The following is a 21503-nucleotide window of genomic DNA, read 5'->3' on the forward strand; positions in this document are numbered from 1 at the left end:
TGACTCTAGACCCTGACCTCGAACTCGTGCCTGACCTTGGCGATGTCGACCAGCGTCGGCAGGCCGGCCTCGTTGCCGAGGCGCTGGATCTTGAAGGTCGAGGCGGCGCGGGCAAAATCGAAATGTTCGCGCCAGCTTTTGCCGGGATGGGCCAGGTAGGAATAGACATAGGCGCCATGGAAGACGTCGCCGGCGCCGTTGGTGTCGATCACCCGCTCGCGCGGGATCGGCATCGCCGGCATCACCTGCACGGTCCCGGTTTCGTCGTACCAGAAGAGGCCCTTCTCGCCCATGGTGACGCCGCCGATCTTGCAGCCGCGGCCCTTGAGGTAGTCGAGCATCTTCTCCGGTGTCAGATCCATCTGCTCGCACAGCCGCTCTGCCACGATTGCAACGTCGATGAATTCCAAGAGCTCATGCGTGTTGGTGCGCAGGCCGCCGCCGTCGAGCGAGGTCAGGATACCGGCCTCGCGGCAGACCTTGGCGTAGTGGATCGCGGCATCCGGCTGGTGGCCGTCGACATGCAGCGCGCGGCAGCCGCCGAGATTGAGCATCGGGAACGGATGGATGTGCTCGTCGTCGCGGCAGCGGACGATGGCGCGCTTGCCGTCCTTGGGCATGATGAAGGAGAGCGAGGACTGGTTGACCTTCCGCCCGTGCAGCGAGATCGCGTATTTCGCGCACATGTCCTGGAACATGCGGCCCAGCCAGTCATTGGCCGCCGTCGCGATCAGGTCGGGCACGATGCCGAGCTTGGCGCAGCAGAACGCCGCCGTCACCGCGTTGCCGCCGAAGGAGACCGCGTAGTCCGACGCCACGTGCTTCTCGTCGCCGGTCGGCATATGGTCGGTGATGAAGACGACGTCGATATAGGTCTGTCCGATGAAGAGAGCCTGCATTGCTTGTCCGTGATGCGCTGGTGGTCCCGGCGGGCGGAATTACTCTAACACCGGTTCCGCTCCGGAGGGACGCTGAAATTATCCGCAAAACCGCCCCGAAGCGCTTGAGGTCAGCATATTGCCGGAATACGACCATGGCAGGCTAATGCCAAGCCCGGACAAACGCCGTCTTTGGCCTGAGGGGTTCCCGACTCAATCAAGGGTCGATCAAGGGGGAAGAGATGATCACCGGCCTCGATCACGTCGTCGTTCTGGTCCGGGATATCGGTGCAGCCAGGGCGGCCTACCAGACGCTGCTCGCTCGCGCGCCGGCCTGGCAGAACTCCGGCGAGGGCGCCGACCGGGCGCTGTTCACCCTCGACAACATGACGATCGAGCTGATGGCGCCGAGCGGTTTCAGCGTCACCGCCGACCGCATGCGCGCGCTGCTCGACGACCAGGACGGCGTGCTCGCCAGCCTGTGCTTTCGTGTCGCAGACATCGGCAAGATGCATCGCCGGCTGGATCGCGTGGCCTTGAGGCCGGACCCGATCGCCGAGGTCGAAAGCAGCGATGCGGCTACCGAGGCCGTGCTGCACTGGAAGCGCGCGCGTGCGGCCACGGAGCTCACGCGTGGCGTGCGCATGTTCTTCCTCGAGCTCGCCGACGAGCGTCCCAAATCGGTCACAACCGATATCGCGCCGATCGAGGCGCTCGACCATGTCGTGGTCACGACCGAAGATTCCGATCGTGCCGCCGCGCTCTATGGCGCGCGGCTCGGGCTCGATCTGGCGCTCGATCGCTCGCACCAGGATTGGGGCCAGCTGATGTTCTTCCGTTGCGGCGACCTCATCGTCGAGGTGGTGCGCCGGCCGGTGGCGGGCGGCGACCTCGCGCATGACCGCCTCTGGGGTCTGAGCTGGCGTGTCGCCGACATCGACGCCACCCGCGCCCGCCTGATCGCTGCCGGACTCGACGTCTCCGAAGTCCGCAACGGCCGCAAGCCGGGCACGCGCATCATGACCGTGCGCAGCGGCACCTGCGGCATCCCGACGGTGCTGCTGGAGCGCTCGCCGAAGCCGGTGGATTGAGGCTCCGTTCTTTGCCGCGTCATTGCGAGCGAAGCGAAGCAATCCAGAGTTTCTCCGCGGTGGTAGTCTGGATTGCTTCGTCGCTTCGCTCCTCGCAATGACGGCGGGAGCGTGTTACACGCGTATCGACACCACCCAGCGAGCGACAGTTGGCTAAAGCGATAGCAAAGCGAACTCTGAAATGGCAGCGTGACCCGGAGGGGATGCGGCTGCGCATTCTCGAAGCCGCCAAGCAGGAGTTTTCCGCCCATGGCCTGGCGGGCGCACGCGTCGACCGCATCGCGGCGAAGGCCGGCGCCAACAAGCGCATGCTTTATTATCACGTCGGCAACAAGGACGAGCTCTATCTCGCGGTGCTCGAAGGCGCCTATGACAAGATCCGCAGCGAGGAGCGGGGGCTCGATCTCGAACATCTCGAGCCGCCTGAGGCGATCAGGCGGCTGATCGAGTTCACCTGGAACTACTTCCTGCGCAATCCTGAATTCCTGTCGCTGCTCCAGACCGAGAACCTCGCGCGCGCCAAGCACCTGAAGAAATCGACCAAGGTCAAGTCGATGCACTCGCCCTTCGTCGAGATGATCCGCACCGTGGTGCGCCGCGGCGTCGACAGCGGCGACTTCCAGGTCGCAGTCGATCCGGTGCAGCTCTACATCTCGATCGCGGGCCTCTGCTTCTTCTACCTCTCGAACTCGGCGACGCTCAGCGTGATCTTCGGCCGCGACCTGCTCGCCAAGGACGCCAAGGACGAGCGCCTCGCCCACATGGTCGGCCTCGTGCTGGCCGCCTTGACAGGGCAGTCGATGGCGCTGTTCGAGATCGCGAAAGCGCCGAAGGCGCGCAGTGCGGTGGCGCAGGCGGTGTAGCCAAACTCTCCGCTGTCATCGCCCGACTTGATCGGGCGATCCAGTATTCCAGAGACGCCAGTGGGATACGGAGAAGCCGCGCCGTACTGGATTCCCTGCTTTCGCGGGGAATGACACCGGGGCTAGGCGCGATTTGCATTTCTCTTCGCGGGGACGACGTCGTTGATCTTGGCGCGGTCTCGCCCTGGACGCAGCGCAGCGCTCTTGCGGTGCGCTGCAGAGCCGGGGCCCATCGCGCCACGGAGTCCGCGGCTCTTGGGTCCCGGCTCTGCGCAGCAACGCTTTCGCGTTGCAGCGCGTCCGGGACACGGAGGCGATAGTCCCGTCCCCAAAAAGCCCCCGGAACCGGCGCCGCAAAACGCCACAGGGAAAGCTCTGGACAGTATTTATCCAACGAGTTAATTTCTCCCCACAACGAAGAAGACTGCCGGGAGTGAAAATTGGCCGAGCCCAAGCCGCAAAACGCTGTTTCCAAGCTGCTGAATGCAGCCTGGGTTCGGCCGTTCTTGTTCCTGGTCTTCATCGTCGTCGCCTGGGATCTCGCGATCCGGCTGTTCAAGATCCCCGCCTACCAGATCCCGTCGCCGCTCGATGTCGTCGCCGTGCTTCGCACCGAATGGCCGGAGCTGCTGCGCCAGTCCTGGCCGACGACCTATGCGACCGTCTGCGGCTTCCTGCTCTCGGCGCTGTTCGGCATTCCCGTGGCGATGCTAATCGCGGGCTCCAAGACCGTGGAGAGCTACGTCTATCCGCTGCTGGTGTTCTCGCAATCCGTGCCGAAGATCGCCATCGCGCCGCTGTTCGTGGTCTGGTTCGGCTTCGGCATCATTCCCAAGGTGATCTCGGCGTTCCTGCTCGGCTTCTTTCCCGTGGTGGTCTCCGCCGTGCAGGGCTTCAAATCGGTCGATCCTGACATGGTCGATCTCGCCCGCGCCATGCAGGGCAGCCGCTTTCAGGTGTTTCGCGCGGTGAACCTGCCGCATGCGCTGCCGGCGATCTTCTCAGGGCTGAAAGTGTCGGTGACGCTGGCCGTGGTCGGCGCCGTCGTCGGCGAGTTCGTCGGCTCCAATTCCGGCATCGGCTACGTGATGCAGCGCTCGATCGGCACGTTCGACCTGCCGACCATGTTCGCAGCGCTGGTGATCCTCGCACTGCTCGGCGTGGTGCTGTTCTGGGTCGTCGACCGGATCGAGAAGCTGGTCATTCCCTGGCACGTCAGCCAGCGCGAGGACGTGATTTTCGCCTCTTAACTGCAGCAACGAACGGCCATCAACGGCCGACACAACAATGGCAAAGGGAGAGTGACGATGAAGCGGTGGATAGGGGCTGTCTCGGCGGTGCTGATGAGCTTCGCGGCCATGCCGGCGCAGGCGGCCGACAAGGTCGTGCTGATGCTGAACTGGTACGTCTATGGCGAGCACGGGCCGTTCTATTACGGCAAGGCCAAGGGCATCTACGCATCCGAAGGCATCGATCTCGAGATACAGGAAGGCCGCGGCTCGGCCGCGACCACGCAGGCCGTCGCCGCCAAGACCGCGGACTTCGGCTATGTCGACGTGCCCACCATGATGCGCGCCGCGATCAAGGGTGCGCCCGTGGTTGCCACCGGCGTGCTGCTCCAGACGTCGCCGATGTCCGCCATGGGCTTCGCCGACAAGAACATCAGGAAGCCCGAGGACATCAAGGGCAAGACGGTGGCGATCACGCCGGCCGATTCCATGACCCAGATCTGGCCGTTGTTCCTGAAGAAGACCGGCCTCAAGGAAAGCGACTTCAAGACCGTTGCCGGCGACGGCCAGACCAAGCTCAACGCCGTCATCAACGGCCAGGCCGATCTGCTGCTCGGCTACGTCATGGACCAGTCGATGAAGATCAAGGACGCCACCGGCAAGGACGTCTATCCGATCAAGTTCGCCGACTACGGCATCAACATGGTGTCCTCAGGCATCATCGCCAACACCGACTATGTGAAGGCCAATGCCGATCTCGTCCGCCGCTTCATGTCGGCGACGACGAAGGCGGTCGAAGCTGCCGAGAAGGAGCCCAAGGCCGCGGCGCAGGCGATCCTCGATGCCAACCCCAAGGGCGGCAAGATCGATACGCTGACGCAGGGTTTCGAGCTGACCATTCCGCTCTACCGGACCGCGGAGACCAAGAGCAAGCGGCCGTTCCAGGTCACCGACCAGAACATGACTGAAACGGTCAATCTGATGGTCGAATATGGCGGTCTCGATGCCAAGGCCAAGGAGAACCCGAAGGCCTTCTACACCAACGACTATCTGCCGAAGAGCGGCTCGTGAAACCTGCGACTGTCATGAACGAAACCGCGCAGCCGGCCGCGCATCTGAGACTGGTGAGCGGCCGGGCTGCCGGCGATGCGTCGGGCATCAAGCTGTCGGGCGTGTCGAAGACGTACCGGACACGCGACGGCGACGTGCCGTCGCTGCGTCCGCTCGACTTCCACATCAACGACGGCGAGTTCTTCGTCGTGGTCGGTCCGAGCGGCTGCGGCAAGTCCACGCTGCTCAAGCTGATCTCGGGCCTGCTGCCGCCGACCACGGGCGAGATCCTGGTCGAGGGCGACAAGGTGACGACGCCGCACGGCAATGTCGGCATCGTGTTCCAGAACGCTTTGCTGCTGCCTTGGCGCAACATCCTCAACAACGTGATGCTGCCGATCGACATGAAGCGCCTGGCCCGGGACAAGTATCTCCCCCGCGCCAAGGAGCTGTTGAAGCTGGTCGGGCTCGAAGGCTTCGAGAAGAAACTGCCCTGGCAGCTCTCCGGCGGCATGCAGCAGCGCGCCTCGATCTGCCGCGCGCTGGTGCACGATCCCAAGATCATGCTGATGGACGAGCCGTTCGGCGCCCTCGATGCACTCACGCGCGAGCGCATGAATGTCGAATTGATGCGGATCCAGCGCGAGACGAAGAAGACGGTGCTCTTGATCACGCATTCGATTCCCGAAGCCGTCTTCCTGGCCGACCGCGTGCTGGTCATGACCGAGCGCCCCGGCGCGATCGCCGCGATCTACGACGTGCCGCTGCCGCGCCCGCGCTCGCTCGACGTGATGGCCGATCCCGTCTTCACCGAGCTCGTGCAACGCATCCGCAAGCATTTCTTCTCGCAAGGTGCATTGGATTAGAGGGCGATGGAGCTAGCTCGAAATTTTAGAGCGTCATGGCCGGGCTTGACCCGGCCATCCACGTCTTGCTCCGTGCAACAAAGAACGTGGATGCCCGGGACAAGCCCGGGCATGACGACCTTCATAGGACTATGTCCGTGCGCCTGAAGCTGCGAGACATCGACTTCTTCGAACGTCCCGTGCAGTTCGCGCGGCCGTTCCGCTTTGGCGCAATCACGATCAACGCCACGCCGCAGCTGTTCGTGCGGGTCGAGATCGAGGTCGAGGGCCGGGGTGTCGCGATCGGCGCGAGCGCCGAGCTGCTGGTGCCGAAATGGTTCGACAAGCGGCCGGAGCTGTCGCCGGCGCAGACGGTGGACGGCTTGCGGTGGTCGCTCGACATCGCGCGCGGGCTCTATCTGGCGCGCACCGGATATCAGACCGCGTTCGGTCTGCACGCCTCGTGCCTCGGTGCCCAGGTCGCGACCTGTGCGAAGAAGAACATTCCGCCGCTCGCAGCGGCTTACGGCCCGGCTGAGATCGACAAGGCGATCCTCGATGCGCTGCTGCGCGCCGCCGAGACCAATTTCTTCGACGGAACGGCTGCCAACATCGCGGGCGTCGATGCGCGGCTGTCACCTGACCTGAGCGAGAGGGACATCAGGACATTTCTCTCCGGCCGGGTGCCGCTGGAGCGCGTTGCCATCAGGCATACCGTCGGCCTCGATGATACCGTAGAAGGCACGGGCGGCGTTGCCGACCCACGCGAAAACGCCGGTGCACGTTACTTCAAGCTCAAGCTGTCGGGCGATCCCACTGCCGATGCGACGCGGCTCGCACGTATCGGCGAGGAGCTCGACACGCTTGGGCGCGACGTCAAAGTGACGCTCGACGCCAACGAGCAATATGCCGACCTCGCCGCGTTGCAGTCACTCATGGGCCGGCTCGATCGTGACGCCGCGCTGCTCCCGATCGCCACGCGCCTGCTCTATGTCGAGCAGCCGATGCCGCGCGACATCACGCGGCAATCGCCGCTCGGCGCTTTGGCCGGGCACGGCTTCATCATCGACGAAGCCGACGATTCCTACGATGCTTTTCCGGCGGCGCGGGCACTCGGCTATCACGGCATCTCCTCGAAATCGTGCAAGGGCCTCTATAAGTCGATCGTCAATGCGACGCGCGCGGCGAAATGGAGCGCGGAAGGGGAGAGCTTCTTCGTGACCGGCGAGGACCTCACCTGCCAGGCCGGCCTCGCCGTGCAGCAGGACCTCGCGCTCGGCGCCTTCATCGGCGTGACCCATGCCGAGCGCAACGGCCATCATTATGTCGACGGCTTCGGCGACACGCCTGCCGCGGAAGCTGCGGCCTTCGCAGTCGCGCATCCGGATCTCTACACCGATGACGGGCAGGGCATCCGCCTCAAGATTCACGACGGCGATCTCCTGACGGGATCGCTCAACACAGTGGGCTTTGCGACGTCGGTCCATCCGGACTGGTCGGCGCTTCGTCCGCTCGAACGGCCAACATCACTTCAGGAGCAACTGGCATGACCACCCAACGCCTCGGCCTCATCATGAACGGCGTCACCGGCCGCATGGGGCTCAACCAGCATCTGATCCGCTCCATTGTCGGGATCCGCGACCAGGGCGGGGTCCGCCTGAAGAACGGCGACCGCGTCATGCCCGATCCCATCCTGGTCGGCCGCAGCGCCGACAAGGTCGAGGCGCTCGCCCAGCGCTTCAACATCACGCGCTGGACCACCGACCTCGATGCCGCGCTCGCCGACAAGAACGACACCATGTTCTTCGACGCGGCGACCACGCAGGCGCGTCCCGGTCTTCTCACCCAGGCCATCAACGCCGGCAAGCACGTCTATTGCGAGAAGCCGATCGCGACGAATTTCGAGGAAGCCGTCGAGGTCGTGAAGCTTGCGAATTCCAAGGGCGTCAAGCACGGCACGGTGCAGGACAAGCTGTTCCTGCCCGGCCTGAAGAAAATCGCCTTCCTGCGCGATTCCGGCTTCTTCGGCCGCATCCTCTCGGTGCGCGGCGAGTTCGGTTATTGGGTGTTCGAGGGCGGCTGGCAGGAGGCGCAGCGGCCATCCTGGAATTACCGCGACGAGGACGGCGGCGGCATCATCTTGGACATGGTCTGCCACTGGCGCTACGTGCTCGACAACCTCTTCGGCAACGTCCAGAGCGTAAGCTGCATCGGCAACACCGACATTCCCGAGCGCTATGACGAACAGGGAAAGAAGTACAAGGCGACCGCGGATGATTCCGCCTACGCGACGTTCCAGCTCGAAGGGGGCATCATCGCCCATATCAACATGTCCTGGGTGACGCGCGTCTATCGCGACGACCTCGTCACCTTCCAGGTCGACGGCACGCTCGGCTCGGCGGTCGCGGGTCTTTCCGACTGCGTGATCCAGGCGCGGCAGGCGACGCCGCGTCCGGTCTGGAATCCCGACGAGAAGCGGCTGCACGATTTCTACGGCGATTGGCAGAAGCTGCCCGACAACGTCACCTACGACAACGGCTTTAAGGAGCAGTGGGAGATGTTCATTCGTCACGTCTACGAGAATGCCCCTTACAAGTTCACGCTGCTCGAAGGCGCCAAGGGCGTGCAGCTCGCCGAATGCGCGCTGAAGAGCTGGAAGGAGCGCCGCTGGATCGACGTCGCCCCGATCAAGGCCTGAGGTTGATTGGATAAGCCCCGATGTTTACCAAACCGTCATTGCGAGGAGCGAAGCGACGAAGCAATCCAGACTGTTGCCGCGGAGGCATCCTGGATTGCTTCGCTTCGCTCGCAATGACGGGGAGAGGTCTGAAGTCATGAACAAGCCAGTCCAACCCATGTCGTCATTGTCGCTCAAGCTGCCCAAGGCCGATCGCTCGATCGAGACCTACCGGTTAGCTGCCTCGCGCACGTTCCCGGCAAAGCTCGAGGGACCGCTCAACCGCATCGCATTCTCGGCCGTGCACACCGTCGCCGATCCCTTCGCCGACAACGATCCCTGGCTCTCGGTCGCGGTCGACTGGGACAAGACCATCGCGTTCCGCGAGCATGTCTGGGATCTCGGCCTCGGCGTTGCCGAAGCCATGGACACCGCACAGCGCGGCATGGGCCTGGACTGGCCGACATCGCTGGAGCTGATCACGCGCTCGGTCGCCGCTGCCAAGCGCCGCAACGCGCTGGTGTTCTCCGGCGCCGGCACCGACCATCTCGCGGTCGAGGACGCCAGGAGCCTGGACGACGTGATCCGCGCCTATGAGGAGCAGATTTCGGCGGTGGAGAAGGTCGGCGGCCGCATCATCCTGATGGCGTCGCGCGCGCTGGCCAAGCTCGGCCGCAACGCGGACGATTACGCCAAGGTCTATGACCGCGTGCTGTCGCAGGTCCGCGAGCCCGTGATCATCCACTGGCTCGGCGACATGTTCGACCCGGCGCTGACGGGCTATTGGGGCACCAAAGACCTCGACAAGGCGATGGATACGGCCGTTGCCATCATCAGCGGCAATGCCGCCAAGGTCGACGGCGTCAAGGTCTCGCTGCTGGACAAGCAGCGCGAGATCGACATGCGCCGCCGCCTCGACACGCGCATCAAGATGTATACCGGCGACGACTTCAATTATGCGGAGCTGATCGCCGGCGACGAACAGGGCTTTTCGCATGCGCTGCTCGGCATCTTCGATGCCATCGCGCCGGCGGCGTCCTACGCGCTGTCGCGGCTGGCGGCCGGGGACGAGGCCGGCTTCCACGACGTGCTGGGGCCGACGGTGCCGCTGTCGCGTCACATTTTCAAGGCGCCGACCCGGTTCTACAAGACCGGCGTGGTGTTCATGGCCTATCTCAACGGTCACCAGGACCATTTCACCATGGTCGGGGGACAGGAGAGCACCCGCTCCACCCTGCACCTCGCCGAGCTGTTTCGTCTGGCCGACAAGGCCGGCCTGCTTGCCAATCCTGAACTCGCGACGCAGCGGATGAAGACCGTGCTCGCCACCCACGGTGTCGAATCCTGATGCGCGACTTCTCGTCCAACCACCGCTGGCTGTCGCTGAACACGGCGACCGTCCGCAAGCAGGGGGACCTAGTTCAAATCATCGATGCCTGCGCCAGGCACGGCATTCGCGCCATCGATCCCTGGCGCGACCAGGTCGCAACCGTCGGTCTCGACCGCGCGGTGCGTGCGGTGCGCGACGCCGGCGTTGAGCTGTCCGGCTATTGCCGCGGCGGGATGTTCACCTCGGACGCTTCGCGCCGGGGCGAGGTGCGCGACGACAACAGGCGCTGCGTCGACGAAGCCAAGGCGCTGGGCGCGCCCTGCATCGTCCTCGTCGTCGGCGGCCTACCGCAATATTCGCGGCCCGGCAGCGAGACCTCGAAGGACATCGCAGCGGCGCGCGGGCAGGTCGAGGACGCGCTCGCCGAAATGCTCGATTACGCCAAACAGGCCAAGCTGCCGCTCGCCATCGAGCCCTTGCATCCGGCCTATGCGGCCGACCGCGCCTGTGTGAACACCACGAAGCAGGCGCTCGACATCTGCGACCGGCTCGACCCTGTTCGCACCGGCATGCTCGGCGTCGCGCTCGACGTCTATCACATCTGGTGGGACCCCGAGCTGATGGGCCAGATTGTGCGCGCCGGCAAGGATCGCCTGCTCGCGTTCCATGTCTGCGACTGGCTGGTGCCGACCAAGGACATCCTCAACGACCGCGGCATGATGGGCGACGGCGTCATCGACATCAAATCGGTGCGCCAAGCGGTCGAAGCGCAGGGCTTTGCCGGCTACTCCGAGATCGAGATCTTCTCCAACGACTGGTGGGGCAGGTCGATGGACGAGGTGCTCCGCACCTGCATCACGCGGCATAAGACGGTGGTGTAGAGCATGGTCCGGGAAGGTGCAGCGAAAGCGCGATGTCGCGCATTAACTCCGACGCGTGCCGTTCTCACGGGCTCGCGGCCTGTTGCAGCGTGTTGAAGCGCGCCTTCTGCTCGCTGCTCAGCGTGGCATAGAACCCGTCGAGAGCGGGTTCGACCAGCTTGGCGGCCGTCAGCCACGGCAGCTTTTGCCCCGAAGTCGACCTAACGTTTCTTGTGCCTGGCGTTTCGGCAGTATGATCTCGTCAAACATGACTTGAGGGGAGGTCGCGATTACCTCCTCGGCAGGGCTTTACTTTCTGGCGACCGAGTCAATCTCGCCACTTCGCCCGTTTTAGACATGCCGGCCCAGCCTGACGATGTCTGCTCATGCTCACGCAAGTAATACATCCTTCCATAGATTTCGTTTGCCGCCTCGTAATTTTATGGTGAGCGGCCGAAGGGCTTACCCGAAATTTGAATCATGGAGACGTTATTGCCGCGTCCGTCCAACGCAACCCCGACCTTGGCCATTGCGTCTCAGGACCCCGTCAAGCAGGAGGACGATAACGGCACGACCGCTTTCACGTTCACAGTCACCAGCGGGCCGTCCGGAGGCCGCTTCAGTAAACTATACTGTCACCGGCGCTCAGCCCGATGACTTCGCCGGCGGCGTCAGGCCGAGCGGCACGATTGGGTTTGCGCGGAACGAGATCCAGAAGACGATCACCATCTTGGTCGCGGGCGATAGTCAGGTCGAGACGGACGACGCCTTACCGTAACGCTCTCCCGTTCCAGTGCGACAATCGGCCTGGATATCGCGAAGTCGGTCTTTCAAGTGCATGGCGTTGATGCAGCCAAATCCAAAGAGGAGATACTAAGATGTGTAGGTTCCTTTTTGCGTCGATGTTCGCCGCCGGTTTGGTAGTGCCTGCATTGGCTGAGGACGCGGGAGCGATCAAAATCCACAGCGGGTGGAAACTAATTCAAGAACGCGTGGACAAAGGTGTTGCCTACGGCACTCTGTGGGGGATCACGTTCAACGACGCCGGCAGCGGCCCTTTGCACAGGGCACCTGCGTCTGGGACCTACAATCTTGTGCAAGAGAGCGGCAAGGGTGAGGGCGAACTCACTTGGGGTGCCGGCGACGACCAACTGAAGGGAACCTTTACCATCGTGGCCACGCCCGATGGCAAGGCAACAGGCGAGAACATCGTCAAGGGAACCGGAAAGTTTGCTGGCATAACAGGCGGTCCATTTGAGTGTGCATTTGTAGGAAAGCCCGAAGATCAGCAGGCGTGGTGTACGGAGGTGTTTAATCGGAAGTAGGCCGCGATCTTTCGCGCCGTGGTAACGGGCAGTGCTCACCATGCCGGGCCGGTCCAATCGCGGCCTCGACCCGGCTGCTAACTGAATTGGTGCGGTGCACGGGTCATGACTTAGCCGAAGGTCGATTTTGCGCGTGTCAAGTCTGCTGCCAAGACCCAACCGGACGCCGATCCGGCTTGGCCTCTGCGGCTGCTTTTGTAGGAAAAGCGGAAGTCGCGATTGCGTAGTTCGACTTCCGAATCTGACCCATAACCGACCTCGCCGCGTCGGGCAGCATCGCACCACCCGCGCTGTAGCTAGTTCACAGGTCCCCGGCCGCCGATCGTCTCCATGTCCGGCTCCGCGGGTCTGACGCCTTGGGCGCGGTTGACTAGCGTCGTGATCACCCAGAGCACGACACCAATGGCGATCAAGATCCCCGCGACGTGGTACTGAACCATCGCCCGTCCGGTCCATGGCCCCGCGAGGAATGCGCAGGAGATTGCCCCCAGCACCGGCAGGATCGTCGGCGTGCGAAAATGGCCGTGCGCGACGCTATCATTGCGCAGCACCAGCACCGCGATATTGACCACTGTAAACACGCAGAGCAGCAGCAGCGCGGTCGTTCCGCCGAGCGCAGGCACTTCGCCGACGAAGGTGATCAGTGCGAACGCCAGCAGCGTGGTGAAGCCGATCGCGATATAGGGCGTGCGCCGACCCGCATGCACCTTGCCAAGCAACGGCGGCAGCACATGCTCGCGGCTCATGCCGTAGACGAGTCGGCTCGCCATCAGCATGTTGATCAGGGCGGAGTTGGCGACCGCAAACATGGTGATGAAGCCGAAGATCCAGACCGGAAAGTTCGGCGCGCCGGCCTGCACCACTTTCAACAGCGGCGTCTCTCCTTCGCCGAGTTGCTCCGGCGGAACCAGCGTAATCGCCGAGATCGAGACCAGCACGTAGATTACGCCCGTGATGAATAGGCCGGCGAGCAGCACTTTTGGAAAATCCCGTGTCGGTTCCTTGCATTCCTCGGCCATGTTGACGGAATCTTCGAAGCCGACCATGGCGAAGAAGGCGAGCGTGGTCGCGGCAATCACCGGCCAGACCAGACCGGTATCGCTGACCTTAAACTGCATGACACGCGAGACGTCACCTTGGCCAAGGCCGATCGCCCACAGGCCGATGAAGATGATGATCAGCAGGCCGGTTAGCTCGACGCAAGTCAGAACAACGTTCGCTTTCACACTTTCGCCGACGCCGCGGAAGTTGACCGCGGCAACAACCGCCATGAAGACGAGACCAGTCATGGTGATGCCGAACCCCGACAAGCCCAGGCCAAGCGCGCTCGACATGTTTGCAGAGAAAGCTCGAGAGGCAGTGGAAGCGGAGGTAATCCCCGAGCACATCACCGCAAACGCAACGATGAACGTTAAAAAATGGATGCCGAACGCCTTGTGGGTGTAGAGCGCGGCGCCTGCGGCCTTCGGATACTTGGTGACGAGTTCGAGATAGCTCAGCGCAGTGATCAGCGCCACGACGAAGGCGACGAGGAACGGCAGCCAGACGACGCCTCCCACTTGCTTGGCCACCTGGCCGGTGAGCGCATAGATCCCGGTGCCGAGAATGTCGCCGACGATGAACAGCAGGAGGAGCCACGGGCCCATGACCCGGTGCAGGCTCGGCTCGGCATCGGTGGCAGGTGGAGCAGGTGTCGCGGCTTTCAAGGAAAGATCGGTCATCGCGCAGCCTCTCAACGGATCTCGCGCACGCACTCTTGTCCGCAATGCTGATACCCGCTGTTGCGACTCACGAGTGCGTCTGGCGTCATTGCCATCACACAGCGTATTGGCTTTCACGCCGCGCGGCCAAGACTTATTGTGGGGATGATCGATCTGCGATGTGGAAAGCGGGTGCGGGTGCGAAATGGAACCCCCACCGCGCCGTTTCGAAGCATTTCAGTGGCGGGCAATTGGACGGTAATCGAAGCCGACGAAGGATCGGGTAAAGCTTGCCTGCTTCCGCTGTTGGCCCGAAGCCGTCCGTGAGGGCAGCGCAGAGCGCGTCTGCCCCCCGAAATCAGACGTCGACTTGTTCTGCTATCGCGAGGGCGTCGTCGACCTCGATTCCGAGATATCGAACGGTGCCCTCGATCTTAGTATGCCCCAGAAGGAGCCGTACAGCTCGTAGGTTGCCGGTTCGCCGATAGATCAAGGTTCGCCTTGGTCCGGCGAAGGGAGTGCGTCCCGAACAGATGCGGGTCCAATCCGATGTCGAGCCAGCGGGATAGGAGGCGGGCATACTAGCGGGCCGTCATATGTTCACTCAGCCGCCGGCCACTGAACAGGTATTCTCCTGACTTCTTGCCCGTAGCCCCGCAGGTAATCATCGATTGCCTGCCGGGTCGATTCCGTCAGTTCAAATTTTACTGGCCGGCCGGTCTTCTTCGGTCGGACGGTCGCGCGGTCGGCCGAATATCCGCCCGGCGCAAGGTCATCAACTTTCAAGGCTACGACGTCGCAGCCGTGCAGCTTGCTATCGATGGCGACGTTGAACAGTGCCAGATCGCGCATTCGGCCTTCGACCTGGAGCTTGGTTCGGACTGACCAGACGTGTTTCGGACGGAGCGGCGGCTTTGCGCCGACGATCTTCCCCTTGTTCCAAGGAACGTGCTTCGAGACGGCGAGGATGGTGCTTGAAGTAACGGTCATGTTGACCTCCTTAGCTAGTGAGGCTGGTCATTTTCAGCCCGGAGCCCTTCCGATCCGGCGTCCGCTTCTAGACGATTGGAGACGTACTTGCGTCCAATTCGAGCGATGGCAGGACCGATTTTGACCCGCAGCGGTCCTTGCGCGCGGTAACCGATCGCAACGCAGCATTGCCCGGGGCGCGCAATGCGCGAGATCGTCTGATATTGTCGGTCTCGTCACGTGCACGAGAGAGTCGAGTGAGACGGCGCGAGTTTGTCACGATACTTGGCGGAGCGGCGGCGATGCCGTTGGCGGCGCGCGCGCAGCAAGCGGCGAGACCTCCGCGGATGGCGATGTTCCATCCGGCAATCCCGCCCGCGCTCCTGACTGAAACGGGTGGGGGCAGCGCATGGCGCGCCTTTTTCGGCGAGTTGCGCCGTTTGGGTTACGTGGAAGGACGGAGTCTGATCATTGAACGCTACTGGGCCGAAGGACGTCACGACCGTTATGCCGAAGTGGCCCGTGAAATCGTGACTCGCAACCCGGATGTCATCGTCACCGGAACCAATCCCGTCATAACCGTGTTCAAGGCCGCAACCACTACGATACCGATTGTTGCTTTCATGCTGGATCCGCTGCAGGCGGGACTGGTGACCAACCTGCACCGGCCCGGCGGCAACCTCACCGGCATCACGCTTGATGCTGGCATCGAGATCTGGGGCAAGCGGTTGGAGTTCTTGAAAGAGGCCATTCCTTCGATGCAGAAGGCCGTATTCCTGGGGATGCGCGGCGGATGGGAAGGGTCTGTGGGGCAAATCCTGAGGGATACCGCCGCGCGTTTGGGAGTTTCGTTGGCTTTTGTCTTTCCGCAGGAGGGGAGCCCCTCGGAGATTGAGCGCGTCTTCAATGCGATAGCGGAGCAACGCCCGGACGCGGTGCTGGTGAGCGGAGAGGGCGACCTTTACGCCAACCGCCAGCTCATCGCCGAGCTCGCCGAGAAAAAACGTTTGCCGACGATATGTCCTTACCGCGATTACGTCGAAGCCGGCGCGCTGATGGGTTATGCCCTCGATCTTTCCGAGCTGTTCAGGCATTTGGCCGATGACGTGCACAAAATCCTGAAAGGTGGCAAACCGGGTGACATTCCGATTTATCAGGCGATCAAATTTGAACTCCTGATCAACCTGAAGGCGGCGAAAGCATTCGCCCTGACCCTGCCCCCAGCGTTGCTCGCGCGCGCCGACGAGGTGATCGAATAATTCGGTCATGTCCGTTCGTGGCCCGATGCTGCCCAGCTCGTTGCTAGCCGCGCGTCCGCTATCGAGTGTAAACCGGAAGCGGCTTCCGGCGGTCTAGACAGCCGAGTTTGACCCTAAGCGGAACTCGTCCAAAGATTCAGGCGTCTTTTCCGGACGCACGAGATCGTGTACTTTTAAGTAGCTGTCGTCGCAGGCGGGAAATGCCGAATTCCTCGCGGGACTAAACGGACAGCAGTCGTGCCATCGGCAGCATTGCACTCGAAAAACCGACTTCCTTTTTCGCCGGTCCTTCACATTCGCATTCTAACGCGGGTGCGCGCAAGGCGCGCCCGGATGCTTTGAATCTGAAACGCGGGCCCCAGAGCGTGCCTGCGAGGGAGGATATCTCCATGGCTGACCACCCCACCATTTCGACTGAATATGACCTGGCATCGCCGACCCTGCCGACCACGGCGGTCACTCGCCGCTCGCTCCTCGGCGGGGCCGGCATGGCAGTTGGAGCCGCCGTGCTCGCGTCTCCGCCGGGCATGCCCGGAGTAGCCCCGGCCGCGGCGCAGACTGTGGGCGTGGGCGCGGAGGCCCGACCGCTGGACGCGGCGTTCAAGCGCCGCGCCTTCGAAGTCAGAGCGGCCTGCGCAAGCAACAACGAGAAAATTCCCATCGCGCCCCACCCGACGAATGGCGATGAGGCGCGCTACACCAACAAGATTGGCTCCGATACACGGGGCCTGCCGCACGACAAACGCGGCGAAGTGGAGCAAGCGGCATGGCAGGCCCTCGCTACCGCTTGCCAGTCGGGCGATCCCGCTGATTTCGAGAAAATCCCGCTCGGCGGCACGCGCAAACTGGTTAATCCCGTCGGCACGGAGGCCGTCAGTCTGAGCGGCATGAACCCTACTCAGATTGCGATACCGCCGGCGCCGGCCCTTGCAGGTGCGGAGCGCGGCGGCGAGGCGGTCGAGGTATATTGGCAATCCCTGCTTCGCGACGTTCCGCTTACCGAGTTGCGCGACGACACCTCCAATCGCGACGTGCTTGCAGCAACCGAGGAGATCAACAAGCTTACCGATTTCCGGGGGCCGAAGTCTGGTGGGCGGGTCACACCCGGTACGCTGTTCCGTGCCAATGCGCTTTACTTCGACCCGACTGACCCGAAGGGCCGCTCCGTTACGCCTCCAGGCGTTTTGGACGGCCCGATGATCTCGCAATTCCTGCTCCGCGACGTGCCCTATGCCGCACAATGGATCAGCGCTCAAATTCGCACCGCGCTGCCCACCGGCGAATTCCTGACCGAATACGAGGAGTGGCTGGCGATCCAGAACGGCACCGCACCGAAACGTCAATTGCAGTTCGACGCGACACCTCGATACATCACGACAGGAAGAGATCTCGCGGAATATATCCACATTGGTCCTGCACTTGGGTGGGCGGCGGCACTTATCCTTGCAACGCCCGCCGGCGGGAAGGACCAACGTTATTCCGGCATGTACCCACCGGCCGAGCCCGTGTCCTACCCGTCGAGCCCGTATCGGAAATCGAAAACCCAGGGGCCTGGGGGTGGCACCTTCGGATTGCCCCATGTGCAGGCGCTACTCGCCACGGGGATCAGCAACTCCGTGCGCGCGTCCTATTGGCAGAAGTATTTCGTGCACCGGGCTGTGCGACCGGAAGCCTACGGCGCTCTGGCACACCATCGCCTCGCCAATGGCGTAAGCGACTACCCGCTGCACGATAGCTTCCTGAAATCGGAAGCCCTTGAGCGCAGCAAGGCCAAATACGGCACCTATCTTCTGTCACAAACCTATCCCGAGGGCGCGCCCTTCCACTCCACCTATCCCGGCGGTGCCACGAGCGTTGGTGCCGTCACGGCTACGATATTGAAGGCGTTTTTCGACGAGAGCCGCGTCATCGCCAACCCGGTACAGCCCGATCCGGCTGACCCGACGAAGCTGGTGCCCTATAACGGCCCGCCACTCACGATTGGTGGAGAGTTGAACAAGCTCGCGGTAAATTTCGGTTTCGGACGGAATTGGGCGGGCATCCACTGGCGTTCCGACGCTGCCGCCTCAATGGCGATCGGCGAGGAAGTGGCTATCGGCATGCTGCGGGACGAGCGCATGACCCTCCGCGAACCTTTCGACGGCTTCTCCTTCACGCGCTTCGACGGCAGCCGCGTGACGATCTGACAGCAGTCGGGCGACGCCCCCTGCCGTGGGGCGCCGCCCGGTCCTGTGCAGAGTAGTGGAAGCGTTTATGCCCGACAGCCTATTGGTGGAAGCTGAGCGCGCGCTTGCTCAATCAACGCGGACCCAAGCCGGGGGCGACGCTGGTTCTAATCATCTTATGATGCGTGGTTGACCTGACGCGTGAACCGCAACCTTTCAATGACCGGAGCAGCCCACCAAATGCTTGCTTACCAACAAACTCAAAGACAGCGAAATTGCTCGGCATCGGGAATTCCCGCTTCCTTTCTCGACTGTGCCGACGAGGTGATCGAGTAGGCACAGTCCACTCCCGGAATTGGCCCATAGCTGGCCGTCACGGCGATGTCTGCGGAAGGCTGCTGTTGACCCATAGGAGACAATTCGACCAGGAACGCATAGAATGCTGAGGAGGCATATTTCTCTCTGCGATTGAACTTTTGAGGTCGCAATGTCCATAAATGCATTCTTTGCTGTCGTTTCATTGGTCTCGATCTTCGGCAGTTTGGCGATGGCTGACGAAGTTAAGCGAGTCTCCGTCAATGGGTATGAAATCGCTTACGTTGAAGCAGGACAGGGCGAGCCCGTCATATTTGTCCACGGTGGTTTGCAAGACTACCGAATGTGGAGCGAGCAGCTTCCAAAGTTCGCCGCCCGATATCGCGCAATTGCGTACAGTCGCCGAAACAATTACCCGAATGAACGAAGCCCGGACGGGATGCCGGATGGCGCGGCGGATGTGCATGCGGAGGACTTGGCGGCCCTCGTGCGTGCTCTGGGATACTCAAAGGCAAGGATCGTGGCCCATTCATCGGGCGCGCACGCGGTCCTTTTCTTCGCGGCTACACACCCGGATATGGTTGTCAGTCTTGCACTTAACGAGCCGCCCGCAGTCGGCCTTCTCAACGGCACGCCAGACGGCGCAGACATCTTGCGGGAGTTCGGTAGACGCTTGGCGGCAGGGAGGGAGGCTCTCAAGGCCGGCGACGTGCAGCGGGGTATCCCTCTCTTCGTAGATGGCGTCGGGGGCCCCGGCAACTACGAGCGTCGTTCTGAAGCCGACAAGAAAATGAACTTCGACAATGTTGCATCATATCTGGCCGATGCGACCACGAAGCGGCCGCGCGCGGCTTTCACCTGCGATATGGCGAAGATGATCACAGCACCCACGCTGGTGTCCAATGGCGAACGAAGCCCACGCTTCTTTCATCGGATTGTAGATCAGCTCGAAGTGTGCCTGCCTAAAAGCGAGAGGGTGGTGATTCCGGCAAGCTCCCATACCGTTTCGTCAGAGAATCCCATCGCCTATGACCAAGCGGTGCTCTCATTCATGGAGAAGAATTAGCAGCATCGCTGACTGCTGAGACGTTGGCTTCTGGCCCCGCAGCGGCCTTTTAAGGCGATGCCCGCTGAGCGCCGCTTGTGACCCGCAAGAGACATTTGGCGCGAGAGAAAAGCCGAGGAGTGTCACTCCGAATTGGTTAGAACGGCCCATTCACCGTTCGACTGCAAAGATGCGCCAATCTCCGGGGACACCATTGAGCGAATGATTTCCGCGATCACCAAAAACGCAAGCCGGAACCCGCCACAAGGTCCTTAACCGTGCCCGATACCAACACCTCGCTCGCGCCGGCGAGTGCCGCGCGCTCCGATGTGAACTGCGATGCCGCTGATATGGTCGCCAATCACTTCGCACTCGCCGGTATGAAGTCCGGCGCGGACCCCAATGCCCAGCGGCCTGATTTCGTCGGCGATGGCGCAAGCGCAGCGCACGGCGCGTGCCTGACCGCCGAAGTAGCAAGAACGCCGTCGCCGGTCGTCTTGATTTCGTGGCCGCGAAAACGTGAGAGGGCACGCCGTATCGCGGTGTGGTGAATGTCAAGGAGGTAGCGGCATGGAGGAGGCACGTTTCCTAAGCGAGTCGAGCTTGCGTCCTGCCGCAACGCCCACCTCCTGCGAGACGGGCGCTTGCGCTTTAACAATCAGTCTTTCTTGGGTGGAGCCGGAGACGCAGTCAGGTGCCGGATCTTCCATTGGCCGTCTACTTTGACATAGGTAGCGGTCCAAGTACCCGATGCATCCAACGCATCGCCCTTGTCGTTCTTGCCGGTGATGTGGAATTTGCCCACCGCTGCCGGGGTATCATTATCGACCTGCCACACATCATCGACCGTGGCATCGAGCTTGTTAAAACCTGCCTTGAAAGCACCAGCATAATAAGTTGCGACGTCATGCTTTCCGGCCGGGTTGATAAAAATGCCGTCCTTGGTGTAGAGCGCGGCCACGCACGCCGGGTCTTGCTTGGCGTAGCAACCCTCATAGGCGGAAGCGATCTTGTTGGCTTCCTGCTTGACGTCTTGGGCAAACGCCGGAGCCGTAGACATAAGGGGGATGCACAGCGAGAACAAAACTGAACGTTTCATTTCCATTCCCTCCCTCGTGGTGCGGAATTGCACCGTGACGCCCACCGCGATGGGCGCTGCGTTGCAATCCTGTTATGATCAACATCTCTCCATATGACGGCTGAGTTGACCGCTGCTTTTGACCCGTAGCGGACTTAAGGATGCTCTGTTTCCCAAGGGAGGATCATCCCTCCGGTCCGGGAATGAAGCAGCGCCACAAAGGAGTCATTCTGCCATCGGCGTAGGATGGCCACCACCAAACCATCGCCCTGCCGCCGAGGTTCTGCCGGTTGAGCACGACAGAGTTTGGCACGTCAAACCATTGCCCGCGTTCGCTTGGTCGCTGCGGATTCTTCAGAAGGACTCTATAGCCATTCTTTGCCGTATCCCACTCGGCCTCCGCATATTGGCCGTCCCCTCCATCACAGCACGGCTCACCTGCCTTGTTCTTGAGACTCTTGAACCAAGCGTTCAGTTCTGGTCGCATCAGGTCGTGTGAATGGGCTGTGTTGATGCCGAAAGATGTGACCGCACACAATCCCACTGCGCGCGCTATCATCAACCGATAAAGATGAACTTGGCGTCCATTGGAACTGGTCATGGAAACCTCCGTTTCCCTGCCCACGTGCGTGGGTCATCGGAGCCGCGCGAAGGTTCAAGGTTGCCGATCACTTCATCGGCAGGGCCTTACTTTTTCGCGTGACCCGGGTCAATTTCGCCTCTTCGCCCGCAGGTGAACTATCTCTCAAGCATCGAAGTGTCGGCTATCTCGCCGAAAACGGACTCAAGTCAGCCAGCAGGGTGATGGCCCGCTTGTGACCCAA

At 62.2% G+C, this 21503-nt stretch carries 19 protein-coding genes and 1 pseudogene; 14 read left to right on the forward strand and 6 right to left on the reverse strand.

Features of this window, described 5'->3' with window-relative positions; all coding sequences use genetic code 11:
* Nucleotides 1-5 precede the first annotated feature (5 nt).
* Nucleotides 6-899: a sugar kinase gene (locus LPJ38_RS17205; RefSeq protein ID WP_145628071.1), complete on the reverse strand. Its 894-nt coding sequence runs from the start codon at nucleotides 897-899 to the stop codon at nucleotides 6-8.
* 221 nt (nucleotides 900-1120) lie between these two features.
* Between LPJ38_RS17205 and LPJ38_RS17210 the strand changes: the two genes are divergently transcribed.
* The 9 genes from LPJ38_RS17210 to LPJ38_RS17250 all read left to right on the forward strand — a co-directional run bounded on the left by LPJ38_RS17210 (nucleotide 1121) and on the right by LPJ38_RS17250 (nucleotide 10844).
* Nucleotides 1121-1969, forward strand: coding sequence for a VOC family protein (locus LPJ38_RS17210; RefSeq protein ID WP_145628069.1), 849 nt, complete (start codon nucleotides 1121-1123; stop codon nucleotides 1967-1969).
* A 203-nt stretch (nucleotides 1970-2172) separates the two neighbouring features.
* A complete protein-coding gene (locus LPJ38_RS17215; RefSeq protein WP_145628067.1) occupies nucleotides 2173-2832 on the forward strand; it encodes a TetR/AcrR family transcriptional regulator in 660 nt (219 codons plus the stop codon).
* Nucleotides 2833-3272: 440 nt separating this feature from the next.
* The gene (locus tag LPJ38_RS17220; RefSeq protein WP_061849030.1) at nucleotides 3273-4082 is read left to right on the forward strand and encodes an ABC transporter permease; all 810 of its coding nucleotides are present in this window, start codon (nucleotides 3273-3275) and stop codon (nucleotides 4080-4082) included.
* Nucleotides 4083-4139: 57 nt separating this feature from the next.
* Nucleotides 4140-5132 (forward strand): ABC transporter substrate-binding protein, encoded by a 993-nt coding sequence (locus LPJ38_RS17225; RefSeq protein ID WP_167520203.1) that lies wholly within the window; start codon nucleotides 4140-4142, stop codon nucleotides 5130-5132.
* Nucleotides 5133-5146: 14 nt separating this feature from the next.
* On the forward strand, nucleotides 5147-5977 hold the full coding sequence (locus tag LPJ38_RS17230) for an ABC transporter ATP-binding protein (RefSeq protein WP_167520215.1): 831 nt from the start codon (nucleotides 5147-5149) through the stop codon (nucleotides 5975-5977).
* A gap of 131 nt (nucleotides 5978-6108) precedes the next feature.
* On the forward strand, nucleotides 6109-7506 hold the full coding sequence (locus LPJ38_RS17235) for an enolase-like domain-containing protein (RefSeq protein ID WP_145628061.1): 1398 nt from the start codon (nucleotides 6109-6111) through the stop codon (nucleotides 7504-7506).
* Complete coding sequence (locus LPJ38_RS17240; RefSeq protein WP_145628059.1) at nucleotides 7503-8654, forward strand: Gfo/Idh/MocA family protein; 1152 nt, start codon at nucleotides 7503-7505, stop codon at nucleotides 8652-8654. The genes LPJ38_RS17235 and LPJ38_RS17240 overlap by 4 nt, the downstream gene beginning before the upstream one ends.
* Nucleotides 8655-8790: 136 nt before the next feature.
* Nucleotides 8791-9981 (forward strand): dihydrodipicolinate synthase family protein, encoded by a 1191-nt coding sequence (locus LPJ38_RS17245; RefSeq protein ID WP_145628057.1) that lies wholly within the window; start codon nucleotides 8791-8793, stop codon nucleotides 9979-9981.
* Complete coding sequence (locus LPJ38_RS17250; protein WP_145628056.1) at nucleotides 9981-10844, forward strand: sugar phosphate isomerase/epimerase family protein; 864 nt, start codon at nucleotides 9981-9983, stop codon at nucleotides 10842-10844. Before LPJ38_RS17245 ends, LPJ38_RS17250 begins: the two co-directional genes overlap by 1 nt.
* A 64-nt stretch (nucleotides 10845-10908) precedes the next feature.
* On the opposite strand, the gene LPJ38_RS38305 is transcribed toward LPJ38_RS17250, so the two are convergent.
* Nucleotides 10909-11025: a Spy/CpxP family protein refolding chaperone gene (locus LPJ38_RS38305; protein ID WP_145628364.1), complete on the reverse strand. Its 117-nt coding sequence runs from the start codon at nucleotides 11023-11025 to the stop codon at nucleotides 10909-10911.
* Nucleotides 11026-11701: 676 nt separating this feature from the next.
* Here LPJ38_RS38305 and LPJ38_RS17255 point away from each other — a divergent pair.
* On the forward strand, nucleotides 11702-12148 hold the full coding sequence (locus tag LPJ38_RS17255; protein ID WP_145628054.1) for a hypothetical protein: 447 nt from the start codon (nucleotides 11702-11704) through the stop codon (nucleotides 12146-12148).
* Nucleotides 12149-12444: 296 nt separating this feature from the next.
* Here LPJ38_RS17255 and LPJ38_RS17260 read toward each other — a convergent pair whose 3' ends face one another.
* Both LPJ38_RS17260 and LPJ38_RS17265 read right to left on the reverse strand, forming a co-directional pair.
* A complete protein-coding gene (locus LPJ38_RS17260) occupies nucleotides 12445-13869 on the reverse strand; it encodes an APC family permease (protein WP_145628052.1) in 1425 nt (474 codons plus the stop codon).
* Nucleotides 13870-14206: 337 nt separating this feature from the next.
* Nucleotides 14207-14838 (reverse strand): annotated as a pseudogene (locus LPJ38_RS17265) (tyrosine-type recombinase/integrase).
* Nucleotides 14839-15074: 236 nt separating this feature from the next.
* Between LPJ38_RS17265 and LPJ38_RS17270 the strand changes: the two are divergent.
* The 4 genes from LPJ38_RS17270 to LPJ38_RS17285 all read left to right on the forward strand — a co-directional run bounded on the left by LPJ38_RS17270 (nucleotide 15075) and on the right by LPJ38_RS17285 (nucleotide 20152).
* A complete protein-coding gene (locus tag LPJ38_RS17270; RefSeq protein WP_145628050.1) occupies nucleotides 15075-16076 on the forward strand; it encodes an ABC transporter substrate-binding protein in 1002 nt (333 codons plus the stop codon).
* A 389-nt stretch (nucleotides 16077-16465) separates the two neighbouring features.
* The gene (locus LPJ38_RS17275) at nucleotides 16466-18262 is read left to right on the forward strand and encodes a vanadium-dependent haloperoxidase (RefSeq protein WP_145628048.1); all 1797 of its coding nucleotides are present in this window, start codon (nucleotides 16466-16468) and stop codon (nucleotides 18260-18262) included.
* A 466-nt stretch (nucleotides 18263-18728) separates the two neighbouring features.
* Nucleotides 18729-19622, forward strand: a complete 894-nt coding sequence (locus LPJ38_RS17280) for an alpha/beta fold hydrolase (protein WP_145628046.1) — start codon at nucleotides 18729-18731, stop codon at nucleotides 19620-19622.
* A 257-nt stretch (nucleotides 19623-19879) separates the two neighbouring features.
* Entirely contained in the window at nucleotides 19880-20152 is a 273-nt protein-coding gene (locus tag LPJ38_RS17285) for a hypothetical protein (RefSeq protein ID WP_158644728.1), read from the forward strand.
* Between the two features lie 107 nt (nucleotides 20153-20259).
* Here LPJ38_RS17285 and LPJ38_RS17290 read toward each other — a convergent pair whose 3' ends face one another.
* Both LPJ38_RS17290 and LPJ38_RS17295 read right to left on the reverse strand, forming a co-directional pair.
* The gene (locus tag LPJ38_RS17290) at nucleotides 20260-20706 is read right to left on the reverse strand and encodes a YybH family protein (protein ID WP_145628044.1); all 447 of its coding nucleotides are present in this window, start codon (nucleotides 20704-20706) and stop codon (nucleotides 20260-20262) included.
* 157 nt (nucleotides 20707-20863) lie between these two features.
* A complete protein-coding gene (locus LPJ38_RS17295; protein ID WP_145628042.1) occupies nucleotides 20864-21280 on the reverse strand; it encodes a hypothetical protein in 417 nt (138 codons plus the stop codon).
* Between the last annotated feature and the right edge of the window lie 223 nt (nucleotides 21281-21503).

This window comes from Bradyrhizobium daqingense (genome assembly GCF_021044685.1).
GTDB lineage: Bacteria > Pseudomonadota > Alphaproteobacteria > Rhizobiales > Xanthobacteraceae > Bradyrhizobium > Bradyrhizobium daqingense.